Origin of the sequence: Kocuria sp. UBA5001, from assembly GCF_002398425.1 — a bacterium.
GTDB lineage: Bacteria > Actinomycetota > Actinomycetes > Actinomycetales > Micrococcaceae > Kocuria > Kocuria salsicia.
This window is the reverse complement of sequence record NZ_DGYR01000009.1, coordinates 256,660-270,657: the sequence shown is the minus strand read 5'-3', so window position 1 is coordinate 270,657 and position 13,998 is coordinate 256,660. Positions and strand designations below refer to the sequence as shown.

The following is a 13,998-nucleotide window of genomic DNA, read 5'->3' as shown; positions in this document are numbered from 1 at the left end:
CTGGGACGGCGCGTTCCACGTGCCTGCGCTCAGACGTCGGCCGGTGTCCTCAGACCTCGTCCGCCGTGGCGGCGTAGACCGCCGCAGAGGCGGCCACCGAGGCTGCCACGGAGGCATCGGGCTCCTCCTCCGGCTCCTCCCACGCCCGCAGCAGCACGGTGGACTTGCCCTCCATGCTCAGCACGGTCGAGTGCTCGCGCACCGCTCCACCCCCGTGCTTGCCGGCGGTGTCCATGATCTCCTCCCACTGGTAGCCGTATTCGGCCGGGGGCAGCGTGACATCCACAGCCTCCGGGTTGGAGTTGAAGTAGACGATGAAGTTGTCGTCCGTGATCCGTCGGCCGCGCATGTCCACCCCAGCGATGCCCTGGCCGTTGAGCCACATGCCCACGGAGCGGGCCAGCGGCTCGTCCCAGTCGGCGGGGACCATGGGGGTGCCGTCCGTGTTCAGCCAGGCAATGTCCGGCATGGCGTCGCCCTCGGTGATCTCACCCATCTCCACGGGTCGGCCGTCGAAGAACTGCGAGCGCCGGAACGTGGGGTGCTCGTGGCGCAGGTGCGTGATCACGGAGGTGAACTCCACCAGGGGTGCGTCCACCTTCTCCCAGTTGATCCATGTCAACTCGTTGTCCTGGCAGTACGCGTTGTTGTTCCCCCGCTGCGTGCGCCCGAGCTCGTCCCCGTGCAGGAGCATCGGCGTGCCCTGGGAGAGCATCAGGGTGGCCAGGAAGTTGCGCTGCTGGCGCGCGCGCAGGGCAAGCACCTCGGCGTTGTCCGTGGGTCCCTCCTCGCCGCAGTTCCAGGAGCGGTTGTGGGACTCGCCGTCGTTGTTGTCCTCGCCGTTGGCCTCGTTGTGCTTCTCGTTGTAGGACACCAGGTCCCGCAGCGTGAAGCCGTCGTGGGCGGTGACGAAGTTCACCGAGGCGAACGGGCGGCGGCCGCTGTTCTCGTAGAGGTCCGCGGAGCCCGTGACACGGGACGCGAACTCGCCGAGGGTCGAGGGCTCGCCCCTCCAGAAGTCGCGCACGGTGTCCCGGTACTTGCCGTTCCACTCGGTCCACTGCGGCGGGAAGTTGCCCACCTGGTAACCGCCGGGGCCAATGTCCCACGGCTCGGCGATCAGCTTGACCTGCGAGACGATCGGGTCCTGCTGGACGAGCTCGAAGAACGTGGAGAGCTTGTCGACGTCGTAGAACTCACGGGCCAGGGTGGCCGCGAGGTCGAAGCGGAAGCCGTCCACGTGCATCTCCGTGACCCAGTAGCGCAGCGAGTCCATGATCAGCTGCAGCGAGTGCGGGTGGCGCACGTTCAGAGAGTTCCCGGTGCCCGTGTAGTCCATGTAGAACTTCTGGTCATCCTCCACGGTGCGGTAGTAGGCGTTGTTGTCGATGCCCTTCATGGACAGCGTGGGGCCCAGGTGGTTGCCCTCCGCGGTGTGGTTGTAGACCACGTCAAGGATGACCTCGATGTCCGCCTGGTGCAGCGCGCGCACCATGGCCTTGAACTCCTGCACCTGGCCGCCCAGGTGGGAGGCCGCGCTGTACTCGTTGTGCGGGGCGAAGAACGCAATGGTGTTGTAGCCCCAGTAGTTGCGCAGGTCCTTCTCCAGCAGGGTGGAGTCCTGGACGAACTGGTGCACCGGCATGAGCTCCACCGCGGTGACGCCCAGCTTCTTGAGGTGGGCGATCACGGCCGGGTGGGACACGCCCGCGTAGGTGCCGCGCTGCTCCTCCGGGATCTCCGGGTGCTGCTTGGTGAGGCCCTTCACATGGGCCTCGTAGATCACCGACTTGTGGTACGGGGTGTGGGGGGTGCGGTCACCCTCCCAGTCGAAGAACGGGTTGATGACCACGCCCTTCATCATGTGCGAGGCGGAGTCCTGGTGGTTCTCGGAGTCCTCGTCGCCGAAGTTGTAGGAGAACAGGGACTCGTCCCAGTCGATCTCCCCCTCCACGGCCTTGGCGTACGGGTCCAGCAGCAGCTTGTCCGGGTTGCACCGCAACCCCCGGGAGGGGTCCCACGGACCGTGGACGCGGTAGCCGTAGCGCTGGCCCGGCTGCACGGAGGGGAGGTAGCAGTGCCACACGTAGCTGTCCACGGCGGTGACCTCCACGCGGGTCTCCGTGCCGTCCTCGTCGAACAGGCACAGCTCCACGCGGTCCGCGACCTCGGAGAAGATCGCGAAATTGGTCCCCGTCCCGTCGAACGTCGCGCCCAGCGGGTACGGGTGTCCTGGCCAAACTTCCATGTACTTCTCTCCTCAGCGTGTGGTGGGGCCGGTCACGGGTCACCGTTCTCGGCGGACCACCAACCCTAGTCGCTTCCCCCCGGCCTCACGGACGGGTGAGAACCGCCCGCACGTGCTCCGCAAGCACCGACGGCGGCACGGGCCCCTCTCCGCCGGCCCGCGAGGCGAGCGCGTGCAGCCCCGCTCCGAGCGCGGCCGCCGCGGCCCAGCGGCCCTCGCCCCGGGCCCACGGACCCAGGTCCGCAAGCGCGTCCGGGTGCTCGGCCACGTGCGCGAGCACCGTGCCCAGGATCCCGGCGAGGGTGTCCCCGGAGCCGGCGGTGGCCAGCCACGGGCTCGCCCCGCCCACGCTCAGGCACAGGCAGTCCTCCCCGGCCCACGACGCCGCGTCCCCGGCCACCGGCGAGGCCACCACGGTGGTCGCGCCCTTGAGCAGCACGGTGGCCCCCGTCAGCCGGGCCGCCTCCCGCGCCCAGTGCAGGGGGTTCGCCTCGATCTCCGTGCGCTCCACCGTGGCCCGCGCCAGCCCGAAGCCCGCGAGCCACTCGAAGATCTGGGAGAGCTCCCCGGCGTGCGGTGTGAGGACCTTGTGGGCACCCAGGGGTCCGTCCGCCACGGAGCGCGCCGCGGCGTCGAGCGCTCCCGCGTCGAGCACCGCGGGCTCCTCGGCCTCGATCACGGCCTGCACGCGCGCGGCCTGGGACTCGTCCCCCACCACACCGGGTCCGGCGAGCCACGCCTGGACGTGCACGTCCCACGGCTGGTCGTCCGAGCAGACCACCTCGGGGCTGCGCGCCAGCACCATCCCGCGCGCGGTCGAGTCGCCCAGGAAGCGCACCATGCCCGCCCCGGCCTGGACGGCGGCCTGGGTGCACATGATGGCCGCACCGGGATAGCTCGGAGCACCGGCCACCACGCCGAGCACCCCGCGCGTGTACTTGGTGTCCGTGGCACCGGGTCGCGGCCACGCGGCCAGAACGTCCTCGCCCTGGACGCGGTGCACCGCCGGTGCGCCCAGCAGGTCCTCGATGCCGATGGGCACCACGGTGAGCGCGCCGCCGGCCTGCTCGCCGGGGGCGACCACGTGCGCCGTCTTCGCCGCGCCGAACGTCACGGTCGCGTTCGCGCGCAGCAGCGGTTGCGGGGCCTCGCCGGTGTTCGCGTCCAGCCCGGAGACGAGGTCGCATGCCACGATCCGCGGCGTGCCCCGTCCATCCGCGGCGGGCCCACTGCGGTCACGGCCGGTGAACGCCTCGACGAGCTCCGCCGGGGCGCCGCGCAGCCCACCGCTCGCGCCCGTACCCAGCACGGCGTCCACCACGAGGTCCGCGGCGGACATCAGCCCGACGGCGTCCGGGACGTCCACCGTCCGCAGCCCTGAGAGCTGCGCGGACGGCTCCTCCCCCGTTCCACCGCCGAGCCGCAGCGCGGTGCCGCCCGCCGCCAGCAGCGCCCGGAGTCCGGCCTCGTGGGCGCGCGAGCCGGTGAGCACGGCAGTCACGGTGACGCCCCGGCGGCGCAGGAACGACCCCGCCCACAGTCCGTCCCCGCCGTTGTTGCCCGGTCCCACGAGGACCACCGCGCAGCTTCCGGCCAGAACGCCGTCGCGGGCGGCGAGCCGCAGCTGCGTCTCGCACTCCCGTGCCAGTCCCCGTGCGGCGCGGCGCATCAGTGCGTCACCGTGCCCCTCGTCCAGCAGCGGCTGCTCTGCGGCGCGGATGCTCGCGCCGGTGTACGCCTCAATCATGCGGATGACCTTCCTGTCCCTCGGCCACGACGAACGCCACGGCCATGCCGCCGTCGTGGGAGATCGTCACGTGCCACGTCCGCACTCCCCGGCGCCGCTGCTCCTCGGCCACGGTGCCGGTGGTGTGCAGGTGGGGGGCGCCGTCCGCGTCGTTGGTGACCCAGCAGTCCTGCCAGATCATCCCCGGCGGTGCCTTCAGCGCCTTGGCCGCGGCTTCCTTCACCGCGAAGCGCGCCGCGAGCGAGCGCGGCGGCAGCTCCCGCTCGTGGGGCACGAACAGCCGCTCGACCAGGCGCGGTGTGCGGGCCACCTGCCGCTCGAAACGCGCGATGTCCACGATGTCCACACCTGTGCCCACGATCATGCCGCCAGCCTACCGGCGCCCCCGGACGGGCACTGGCGACGACGCCGCACGGGCGCATCACACGTGCCCGTCCAGCACGTGGGGTCACCCGGGTCGCACGGCGCGCTGGGTCACCCGCGGCGCACCCGTGCCCGGGCTGGGCGGCCGGGCACGGCGTCGTCGCCCCCTGCACGTGCCCTCCCCGCGGCGCCTCCGGACACGACGACGGCGGGTGACGCTCCCGTGGGAGGCGTCACCCGCCGTCGTGGTGGGATCCTGCGCGGTCTACTCGACCGTGACGGACTTCGCGAGGTTGCGCGGCTGGTCCACGTCGTAGCCCTTGGCCCCGGCGAGCTCGCACGCGAAGATCTGCAGCGGCACCGTGGCCAGCAGCGGCTGGAGCAGCGTGGGCGACTCGGGGACGTAGAACACGTGGTTCGCGAACTCGCGCACCGCCTCGTCCCCCTCCTCGGCGATCACGATGGTCTCGGCACCGCGGGCGCGGATCTCCTGGATGTTGGAGACCACCTTGGCGTGCAGCGAGTCCCGGCCGCGCGGCGACGGCACGATCACGATCACGGGCTGGCCCTGGTCGATCAGCGCGATCGGACCGTGCTTGAGCTCACCGGCCGCGAAGCCCTCGGCGTGGATGTACGCGATCTCCTTGAGCTTCAGCGCGCCCTCCATGGCCACGGGGAAGCCCACGTGACGGCCCAGGAAGAGCACCGAGCCGGCGTCCTCCATGCTCGAGGCGAGCGCCTTGACCTGCGGCTCCACCTCGTCCAGCACGCGCTGGATCTTGGCGGGCATGGCCTCCAGCTCCGCGAGCAGCGTGGCGATCTCGTCCTTGTACTTGTTGCCGCGCAGCTGCGCCAGGTACAGCCCCAGCAGGTACGCGGCCGTGATCTGCGCCAGGAACGCCTTCGTGGAGGCCACGGCGATCTCCGGGCCGGCGTGCGTGTAGAGCACGGCGTCCGCCTCGCGCGGGATCGTGGAGCCGTTGGTGTTGCAGATGGCCACCACCTTGGCGCCCTGCTCCTGGGCGTGGCGCACGGCCATGAGGGTGTCCATGGTCTCGCCGGACTGGGAGACGGCCACCACCAGGGTCTTCTCGTTCACGATGGGGTCCCGGTAGCGGAACTCGTGGGCCAGCTCCACCTCGGTGGGGATCCGGCACCAGTGCTCGATCGCGTAGCGCGCCACCTGGCCGGCGTAGGCCGCGGTGCCGCACGCGATCACGACGATCTTGTCGATCGAGCGCAGCACCGACTCGTCGATCTTGATCTCGTCCAGCGTGAGGCTTCCGTTCTCGTCCAGGCGCCCCAGCAGGGTGTCCCCCACGGCGGAGGGCTGGTCGTGGATCTCCTTCTCCATGAAGGAGGGGTAGCCGTCCTTCTCGGCGGCGGCGGCGTCCCACTCGATCTCGAAGGGCTTGCCCTCGGCGGGGTTGCCGTCGAAGTCGACGATCGCGTAGTCGTCCGCGGTGATGGTCACGATCTGGTCCTGACCCATCTCCACCGCACGCTTGGTGTAGTCGATGAAGCCGGAGACGTCCGAGCCCAGGAAGTTCTCGCCGTCGCCGAGCCCGATCACCAGCGGGGAGTTGCGGCGCGAGGCGACCACGCGGTCCGGGACGTCCGCGTGCACGGCCAGCAGCGTGAACGCGCCCTCCAGGCGGCGGGAGGTGTCCTGCATGGCGACGGTGAGGTCCTTGTGCTCGGGGTCCTGCGCGTCGTAGGTGCGGGCGAGCAGCACGGCGGCCACCTCGGTGTCCGTCTCGGACACGAAGGTCTCGCCCTGGGCCTGCAGCTCGCGCTTGATCTCGCTGAAGTTCTCGATGATGCCGTTGTGGATCATGGCGAGCTTGCCGCCGTCCACCACGTGCGGGTGGGCGTTGACGTCGGTGGGCCCGCCGTGCGTGGCCCACCGGGTGTGCCCGATTCCGATGTTCGACTCCGGCAGCGGGTGCTCCTCGAGCTCCTCGAGGAGGTTGCTGAGCTTGCCCGCCTTCTTGCGGTACTCCACCGTGCCGTCCGCGATGACGGCGACACCCGCGGAATCGTAACCGCGGTACTCGAGCCGGCGCAGCCCCTCGAGGATCACGTCGAGAGCGGTGTGCTGGCGGCCGTCAGCACCCTTTGAGCCCACATATCCCACAATTCCACACATGAAAATGCATTCTAGCGGAAACGTCCCCGGCCCTCCGTCCCGTGGGTCACACGGGGGCCTACACTGGTCCGAGCATGAGCACACAGCCCACTTCCCAGCGCGTCTCCCCCTTCGTGGAGCTGGACCGCCAGACCTGGTCCCGGCTCTCCACGGAGATCGACGTCCCCCTCACCGCTCAGGAGATCGAGAACCTGCGCGGTCTCGGTGACCGCCTGGACGTGGACGAGGTGCGGGAGGTCTACCTCCCCCTCTCCCGGCTGCTCACCCTCTACGACATGTCCTCCACGCAGCTCAACGCGGCCACCAACTCGTTCCTGGGCGAGCACCACGCGCGCACGCCGTTCGTGATCGGCATCGCCGGTTCCGTGGCCGCCGGCAAGTCCACCACCGCCCGACTGCTGCGCGAGATGCTCGCGCGCTGGCCCTCCACTCCGAACGTCCAGCTCGTGACCACGGACGGTTTCCTGTACCCGAACGCAGAACTGCGCAGCCGGGGGCTGATGGACCGCAAGGGCTTCCCCGAGTCCTACGACCGGCGTGCCCTGCTGCGCTTCGTCTCGGAGATCAAGTCCGGTGCACCCGAGGTGCGCGCCCCGAAGTACTCGCACGTCACCTACGACATCCTCCCTGACGAGGAAGTCGTGGTGACCCGGCCGGACGTCGTGATCGTGGAGGGGCTGAACGTGCTCGCCCCGGCGAAGCTCGAGAGCGGAAGGCGCACGGCCCTCGCCCTGAGCGACTTCTTCGACTTCAGCATCTACGTGGACGCCCGCACGGACGACATCGAGCGCTGGTACGTGGACCGCTTCCGCGCCCTGCGCTCCTCGGCGTTCTCGGACCCAGAGTCCTACTTCCACCGCTACGCCAACCTCACGGACGACGAGGCCCGTGAGGTGGCCACGGACATCTGGCACCGCATCAACGAGCCCAACCTGGTGCAGAACGTGCGCCCCACCCGCGGACGGGCCCGGCTGATCCTCTCGAAGGACCACGACCACAAGATCCGACGGGTGCTGCTGCGCAAGAACTGAGCCCGGAGCACCGCCGTTTTCACCCGCTGCGGCCGCGGGCCTGTGATCTCCGATATGTTCCGGGCCGTTGGCCTCATCTTTCATGCACTCGCTGGGTACTGTGAGCGCCATGATCAATGGTTTCAAAGAATTCATCATGAAGGGCAACGTGATGGATCTCGCGGTTGCCGTCATCATCGGCGCCGCCTTCGCCAAAATCGTCAACGCACTCGTGGAGAGCGTGCTCATGCCCGCGATCTCCGCGATCGTCGGCTCTCCCAACTTCGACAGCTTCGCCGTGCTCACCCTGCGCGGCAACGAGCTGAAGTTCGGCGTGCTGCTGACCGCGATCGTCAACTTCCTGCTCATCGCCGCGGCCGTGTACTTCTGCCTGGTGATGCCCATGAACAAGATGATCGAGCGCCGCAACCGCCGTCTGGGCATCGAGCCGGCCGAGGAGGCCGCCGATCCCAACGTCGTGCTTCTTACCGAGATCCGTGACGCACTGACCGCGGGTCACACCGGCACCGCGGCCCCCGGCGCCGCCACGGGTCGCCACGAGGCCCCTGGCAACTCCGCTGTCTGACCCGTCCATCCGTCCGCACGAGAAGGGCCCCGCATCCTCACGGATGCGGGGCCCTTCTCTGTCTCGTGGCACTGCCTGTCCGGTGTCGTGCGCGTCGGAATTGTCACCGGTCGCCCGGCTGCCCGACCCACGCCGGTGGGGCACGAGGTCGGGACACGAAGTTCCCCGACGTCGTGCGGCGCAGGTCTACAGGCTCAGGTTCTCCTCGACGACGGCGACCAGCGCCTCGGCCTCGCGCTGGGCCTCCTCGGCCGTTGCCGCCTCGACCATCACGCGCACCACCGGCTCGGTCCCGGAGGGACGCAGCAGCACCCGGCCCTCCTCGCCCAGCCGCTGCTCCGTCTCGGCCACGGCGTCCAGCACCGCCTGGTTGGTGCTCGTCGCGGCCTTGTCCACGTTCTTGACGTTGATCATCACCTGCGGCATGCGGGTCATGACCGTGGCGAGTTCCTGCAGGGGCATCCCGGTCTGTGCCACTCGGGAGGCAAGCATCATGCCCGTGAGCAGCCCGTCTCCCGTGGTGGCGTAGTCGGCCATGATCACGTGCCCGGACTGCTCGCCGCCCAAGTTGTAGCCGTTGGCCACCATCGACTCCAGGACGTAGCGGTCCCCCACCGAGGCGCGCACCAGGTTGATGCCCGCCTTCTCCAGGGCCAGTTGCAGACCCAGGTTGCTCATCACCGTGGCCACGAGGGTGTCCTGGTTGAGCCGCCCGGCCTCCTTCATGGCCATCGCGATGATGCACATGATCTGGTCCCCGTCCACCTCGGTGCCGGTGTGGTCGACCGCGAGGCAGCGGTCGGCGTCGCCGTCGTGGGCGATGCCCAGGTCCGCACCCAGCTCGCGGACCTTCTGCTTCAGCGGCTCGAGATGGGTGGAGCCCACGCCGTCGTTGATGTTCAGCCCGTCCGGCTCTGCACCGATCACGTGCACGGATGCGCCGGCGTCACGGAAGGCGTCCGGGGAGGCCCCCGAGGCTGCGCCGTGCGCGCAGTCAAGGACGATCGACAGCCCGTCCAGGCGGCGGGGGATCGCCCCCACGAGGTGGAGGATGTAGCGGTCCTCGGCGTCCGACAGACGCGTCACGCGTCCGACCTCCGCGCCCGTGGGCCGCAGGAAGTCCCCGGCCTCGTAGACCTGCTGGATGGCGTCCTCGACGGCGTCCGGCAGCTTCTTGCCGCCGTGGGCGAGGAACTTGATCCCGTTGTCCGGTGCCGGGTTGTGAGATGCAGAGATCATCACGCCGAAGTCGGCGTCGATGTCGCCCACGAGGTACGCGGCGGCGGGCGTCGGGAGCACGCCTGCGTCGTACACGTCCACGCCGGAGCTTGCGAGCCCCGCGGTGACCGCGGCACCCAGGAACTCGCCGCTCGCGCGTCCGTCCCGGGCCACCACCGCGGTGGGGCGGCGCCCCTCGGCCGCGTGGCGGTGGCCCAGGACGATCGCCGCGGCCTGCGACAACTGCATGGCAAGGTCTGCTGTGAGGAGGCCGTTCGCGAGACCGCGAACGCCGTCCGTTCCGAAAATTCTAGACATCGCAGATCATCCTACGGCCACTCTGGGGACAAATCCGACGCATCCCGATCAGTCCTTCCCGGGGCGGACCACCGGGAAGCCGTCGGGGTTGACGCCGTTGTCGTCAGCGAGGTCCGTGGCCCCGCCCACGATGTTGGTGTCCACCGCGCCCACGAGAGCATGGTCTTTGTTGGGGTAGTCGAACTGTGCGAGGACGTAGCGCATGGCCTCGAGCCTCGCCCGCTTCTTGTCGTTCGACTTGATCACGGTCCAGGGGGCGTCCCCCGTGTCCGTGTAGAAGAACATGGCCTCCTTGGCCTCGGTGTAGTCGTCCCACTTGTCCAGCGAGGCCACGTCCGTGGGCGAGAGCTTCCACTGGCGCACGGGGTCCGTGCGGCGCGACTGGAATCGTGCCAGCTGCTCGGCGCGGGTCACCGAGAACCAGAACTTGATCAAGTGGGTGTCCGAGTTGACCAGCATCCGCTCGAACTCCGGGGCCTGGCGCATGAACTCGTAGTACTGCTGCGACGTGCAGTAGCCCATTACCCGCTCCACACCGGCTCTGTTGTACCAGGAACGGTCCATCAGCACGATCTCCCCGCCGGAGGGCAGGTGCTTCACGTAGCGCTGGAAGTACCACTGGGTCTGCTCGATCTCCGTAGGCTTCTCGAGCGCCACCACACGCGCGCCACGGGGGTTCAGGTGCTCGGTAAAGCGCTTGATCGACCCGCCCTTGCCCGCGGCGTCCCGGCCCTCGAAGATGATCAACAGCTTCTGGCCGGTCTCCTTGATCCACAGCTGCAGCTTCAACAGCTCGATTTGCAGGGCCCGTTTGGTGCGCTCGTACTCCTTGCGGGAGAGCTTCTCGTCGTACGGATAGCCGATCTTCCAGGCCGAGGAGCTCTCGATGCCACGGTCGTCGTGCAGCTTCTTTCCGAGCTCTGCGATCTCGTCCAGCTCCGCCGCGTAGTCCTCGACCACGGAGACCCGGTGCTGCTCCTTCGTCAGGGCGTCGTCCACGGCGGAGCGCTTACCGGTCGCGGTGCTCTCGTCCTTCGCCTTTCCGGCGTGTGCGGTGCTCTGCTTCTGGTCCGGTTGCTTGCTCATGCGGGCCCTCTCGTGACGGTGCGGTGGAAGCGGCGGTGCTTCAACCGCGATTTTACGCCCACATCACTGCCCTGTTACCTCTGCCACACCCGCAGCGGTGGTCCAGGAGAGACAACGCAGGGCCCCGGTCCTCGGCCGAAACCGGGGAACGGGACCCTGCGTGACAACCTCCGGCCGAGGGCCGGGTGGCGTCGATCAGCGCTTGGAGTACTGCGGCGCCTTGCGTGCCTTCTTGAGGCCTGCCTTCTTGCGCTCGATGACGCGGGCGTCACGGGTGAGGAAGCCGGCCTTCTTCAGCGCCGGGCGGTTGTGCTCGGCGTCGATCTCGTTGAGGGCACGGGCCACGCCAAGGCGCAGCGCACCGGCCTGGCCGGAGGGGCCGCCGCCGCTGATGCGGGCGATGACGTCGTAGCCGCCCTGCAGCTCCAGCAGCGTGAACGGGTCGTTGACCTCCTGCTGGTGCAGCTTGTTGGGGAAGTACTCCTCCAGGCTGCGGCCGTTGACAGTCCACTTGCCGGAGCCGGGAATCAGCCGCACGCGGGCGATGGCCTGCTTGCGGCGGCCCACGGCCTGGCCGGGGACGGTCAGCGCCGGGCGCTCGGACAGCGCGGCACCCGTGGCGGACTCGGTGGACTCGGAGGTGTAGCTGGTCAGCTCCACGTCCTCGGTGATCTGCTCTTCAGTGTTCTGAGCCACGATTCTCCTTATGTGTTATTCGTTGGCCCGAATTACTGGGCGACCTGGGTGAACTCGTAGGGCTTGGGCTGCTGGGCCTGGTGCGGGTGCTCGGCGCCGGCGTAGACCTTCAGCTTGGACAGCTGCTGGGCGGCCAGCTTGTTCTTGGGCAGCATGCCCTTGACGGCCTTCTCCACGGCGCGCGTGGGGTTCTTCGCGAGCAGCTCGGCGTAGCTGGTGGACTTGAGTCCGCCCGGGTAGCCGGAGTGGCGGTAGGCGCGCTTCTTCTGGAGCTTGGCGCCGGTCAGGGCCACCTTCTCCGCGTTGATGATGATGACGAAATCGCCGGTGTCCACGTGGGGGGCGAAGGTCGGCTTGTGCTTCCCGCGCAGCAGCGTTGCGGTCTGGCTGGCAAGACGACCCAGGACGACGTCGGTGGCGTCGATGACGTGCCACTGACGCTGGACGTCACCGGGCTTCGGAGTGTACGTACGCACGTTGATCTGCCTTCGTTTGTCTGCTGAAGACACGAATACTCGTGTCGATCGGTTCCGTTGTGCTTCGGGGCCCGGGTGAGATCCGGGCGGCATCCGTGCGTCCACAACCCGGTGCACCGCACGGCCCTGCGCTCTGCAACATGAGCGACCGCTGCGGGTACACGTGAACCGGGGCAGAACACGCACAACAGCATTCCATGTTACCGGATGACCGCCGGGGTTGCCACTCGGATGCGGACCCGGGTGCTGGCGCCCGGGTCACGACGTCGCGCGCCTGGCCCGCGTCAGCTCGGCGCGCTCCCGCAGGCCCTCCGGCCCCGGATACTGCACCGACTCCAGCACCAGGCCGTGGGCCGGGGCCATCACCACGCTGGCGTCCCGCTCCCGGGCCCACAGCCGCTCCCCCGGCCACCCGACGGGCTGGCGACCCTCCCCCACACGCACCGCGGCACCCACGATGGAACGCACCATGTGGTGACAGAAGGCGTCCGCGGTCAGGGATACGGTCATCATCCCGTGCTCGTCCCGTCGCACCGATGCCCGCTGCAGCTCGCGCACGGTGGTCGCCCCCTCGCGCGGCTTGCAGTAGCTCAGGAAGTCCTGGAGCCCGAGCAGCTCGCGCACTGCCTCGTCCATGGCCGCCACGTCCAATTCCGCGTCGAGCCACCAGGCGTGGCTGCGGGTGAGCGGGTCGTGGCCCGTTACTGCATCGCAGATGCGGTACGTGTAGCCGCGGGACAGGGCGGAGAACCGGGCGTCAAAGCCGGGATCAGCCACTGCGACGTCGTTCACGACCACCGCCCCCACCACCGGCTCCCACCCCAGCTCGGCGCGGTCCCTGCCGAGCACCCGCCGCAGCGCACCGTTGAGCTTGCGGACGGCCGCGTGCTCCGGGGCGTGGGTGCCGGCCAGCCGCTGCCAGGCCTGCTCGCCGACATCCACGTGCACCGTCTGGCGCCTCGCGTGCACCCCGGTGTCCGTGCGACCGGCCACCACAGTCGTGCACGGGTGGCGGAACACCAGCTCCAGGGCGTCCTCCACCGCGGCCTGCACGCTGGGAAGCCCGGGCTGGCGCGCCCACCCCCTGAACGGGGCACCGTCGTAAGCCAGCCCCATGCGCAGCCGCACCGTGCGCGCATCCATCACGTCCGTCCTTCCACGCCGCCTGTCGGTCTCCCACGGAGACCTGCGGATACGACGACGCCGCCGCAGGAACCTGCGGCGGCGTCGTGACCGGTACCATACCGGGCAAAGAACCCGAGCTTACTCGGAGATCTTCTGGGCAGCGGCGCCGCCCGCGGGCTGGAAGCCGGCTGCCTCGGCGTTGGCCGGGGAGTCGAACCAGATCTCCGCGGTGGTCCCGGAGTACCAGCGCGAACCGGGCACGTGGTACTTCATGGAGTTGCGGTTGCCCTTGACGGCGAAGCCCTCGGGGGCCTCACCAGACTCGAGCGGAGCGTGGGAACCGGCGAACTCTGCGGCGTCCTTGTTCTGCGCAGCAACCTCGGCGGCCTCGTTGGAGCCGACGGCGGGCGCCTGCTCGTCAGCGGGGATCTCCTTGGCCTTGACGTCCTCGGCGGTGGTGTCCGCGGGAGTGTCGACCGGAGCAGCCGGGGCGGGAGCAGCCTTGGCGGTGGCGCGCTCGGCCTCCGCGACGGTCTCCTTGTTGGCCACCGGCTCCATGACCAGCTCGATGACCGCCATGGGGGCGTTGTCGCCCTTGCGGTTGCCGATCTTGGTGATGCGCGTGTAACCGCCGTCGCGGCCTTCCATGGCGGCTGCGATGCTGGTGAACAGCTCGTGGACCACGGACTTGTCGGTCAGCTGACGCATGACGCGACGGCGCGAGGCGAGGTCACCTCGCTTGGCGAACGTGATCATGCGCTCGGCCACGGGACGCAGGCGCTTGGCCTTGGTCACGGTGGTGGTGATGCGCTTGTGCTCGAACAGCTGCTGCGAGAGGTTCGAGAGGATCATGCGCTCGTGGGTCGGCCCGGCGCCGAGACGGGGTCCCTTGGTAGGGGTAGGCATAGTAGGTCTCCTGGTGTTCGGGCCCGCGCGAGCCGCTCAGCGGCCGCGGGGCACGGGAAGTGGTGTGGGC

12 protein-coding genes are annotated in these 13,998 nt (G+C 69.4%); 2 read left to right on the top strand and 10 right to left on the bottom strand.

Translation table 11 applies throughout. From position 1 onward, the window contains the following. Positions 1-49 precede the first annotated feature (49 nt). From glgX to glmS, 4 genes are all read right to left on the bottom strand, one after another. Positions 50-2,248, bottom strand: a complete 2,199-nt coding sequence (gene glgX, locus B3G12_RS05240; protein WP_144941817.1) for a glycogen debranching protein GlgX — start codon at positions 2,246-2,248, stop codon at positions 50-52. 85 nt (positions 2,249-2,333) lie between these two features. Beyond that, positions 2,334-3,995, bottom strand: a complete 1,662-nt coding sequence (locus tag B3G12_RS05235) for a bifunctional ADP-dependent NAD(P)H-hydrate dehydratase/NAD(P)H-hydrate epimerase (RefSeq protein WP_290499472.1) — start codon at positions 3,993-3,995, stop codon at positions 2,334-2,336. Further along, positions 3,988-4,359: a holo-ACP synthase gene (locus B3G12_RS05230; protein WP_094394911.1), complete on the bottom strand. Its 372-nt coding sequence runs from the start codon at positions 4,357-4,359 to the stop codon at positions 3,988-3,990. Before B3G12_RS05230 ends, B3G12_RS05235 begins: the two co-directional genes overlap by 8 nt. Before the next feature lie 264 nt (positions 4,360-4,623). Then, the gene (gene glmS, locus B3G12_RS05225) at positions 4,624-6,507 is read right to left on the bottom strand and encodes a glutamine--fructose-6-phosphate transaminase (isomerizing) (protein ID WP_055085404.1); all 1,884 of its coding nucleotides are present in this window, start codon (positions 6,505-6,507) and stop codon (positions 4,624-4,626) included. 74 nt (positions 6,508-6,581) lie between these two features. Here glmS and coaA point away from each other — a divergent pair, with 74 nt between their 5' ends. Both coaA and mscL read left to right on the top strand, forming a co-directional pair. Further along, positions 6,582-7,538: a type I pantothenate kinase gene (coaA, locus tag B3G12_RS05220; protein ID WP_055085402.1), complete on the top strand. Its 957-nt coding sequence runs from the start codon at positions 6,582-6,584 to the stop codon at positions 7,536-7,538. A 109-nt stretch (positions 7,539-7,647) separates the two neighbouring features. Continuing rightward, complete coding sequence (gene mscL, locus B3G12_RS05215) at positions 7,648-8,103, top strand: large conductance mechanosensitive channel protein MscL (RefSeq protein ID WP_055085400.1); 456 nt, start codon at positions 7,648-7,650, stop codon at positions 8,101-8,103. Between the two features lie 186 nt (positions 8,104-8,289). Here mscL and glmM read toward each other — a convergent pair whose 3' ends face one another. From glmM to rplQ, 6 genes are all read right to left on the bottom strand, one after another. After that, entirely contained in the window at positions 8,290-9,639 is a 1,350-nt protein-coding gene (gene glmM / locus B3G12_RS05210) for a phosphoglucosamine mutase (protein WP_144941809.1), read from the bottom strand. 48 nt (positions 9,640-9,687) lie between these two features. Beyond that, positions 9,688-10,725: a polyphosphate kinase 2 gene (gene ppk2 / locus B3G12_RS05205; protein WP_144941808.1), complete on the bottom strand. Its 1,038-nt coding sequence runs from the start codon at positions 10,723-10,725 to the stop codon at positions 9,688-9,690. Positions 10,726-10,920: 195 nt separating this feature from the next. Further along, entirely contained in the window at positions 10,921-11,421 is a 501-nt protein-coding gene (gene rpsI, locus B3G12_RS05200) for a 30S ribosomal protein S9 (RefSeq protein WP_144941805.1), read from the bottom strand. Positions 11,422-11,453: 32 nt separating this feature from the next. Next, positions 11,454-11,897 carry a 50S ribosomal protein L13 gene (rplM, locus tag B3G12_RS05195; protein ID WP_055085393.1) on the bottom strand — a complete coding sequence of 148 codons (444 nt, stop codon included), beginning with the start codon at positions 11,895-11,897 and terminating at the stop codon, positions 11,454-11,456. 258 nt (positions 11,898-12,155) lie between these two features. Beyond that, positions 12,156-13,040 (bottom strand): tRNA pseudouridine synthase A, encoded by an 885-nt coding sequence (locus tag B3G12_RS05190; RefSeq protein WP_145009851.1) that lies wholly within the window; start codon positions 13,038-13,040, stop codon positions 12,156-12,158. A gap of 120 nt (positions 13,041-13,160) precedes the next feature. Continuing rightward, on the bottom strand, positions 13,161-13,928 hold the full coding sequence (rplQ, locus tag B3G12_RS05185) for a 50S ribosomal protein L17 (RefSeq protein ID WP_055085389.1): 768 nt from the start codon (positions 13,926-13,928) through the stop codon (positions 13,161-13,163). Positions 13,929-13,998: the final 70 nt, after the last annotated feature.

Excerpts from the sequence above, each read along its gene's own strand:
- glmS (WP_055085404.1), bottom strand. The coding sequence starts at position 6,507 with ATGTGTGGAATTGTGGGATATGTGGGCTCAAAGGGTGCTGACGGCCGC.
- glmM (WP_144941809.1), bottom strand. The coding sequence starts at position 9,639 with ATGTCTAGAATTTTCGGAACGGACGGCGTTCGCGGTCTCGCGAACGGC.
- B3G12_RS05230 (WP_094394911.1), bottom strand. The coding sequence starts at position 4,359 with ATGATCGTGGGCACAGGTGTGGACATCGTGGACATCGCGCGTTTCGAG.
- B3G12_RS05235 (WP_290499472.1), bottom strand. The coding sequence starts at position 3,995 with ATGATTGAGGCGTACACCGGCGCGAGCATCCGCGCCGCAGAGCAGCCG.
- B3G12_RS05190 (WP_145009851.1), bottom strand. The coding sequence starts at position 13,040 with ATGGATGCGCGCACGGTGCGGCTGCGCATGGGGCTGGCTTACGACGGT.
- coaA (WP_055085402.1), top strand. The coding sequence starts at position 6,582 with ATGAGCACACAGCCCACTTCCCAGCGCGTCTCCCCCTTCGTGGAGCTG.
- rplQ (WP_055085389.1), bottom strand. The coding sequence starts at position 13,928 with ATGCCTACCCCTACCAAGGGACCCCGTCTCGGCGCCGGGCCGACCCAC.
- ppk2 (WP_144941808.1), bottom strand. The coding sequence starts at position 10,725 with ATGAGCAAGCAACCGGACCAGAAGCAGAGCACCGCACACGCCGGAAAG.
- glgX (WP_144941817.1), bottom strand. The coding sequence starts at position 2,248 with ATGGAAGTTTGGCCAGGACACCCGTACCCGCTGGGCGCGACGTTCGAC.
- mscL (WP_055085400.1), top strand. The coding sequence starts at position 7,648 with ATGATCAATGGTTTCAAAGAATTCATCATGAAGGGCAACGTGATGGAT.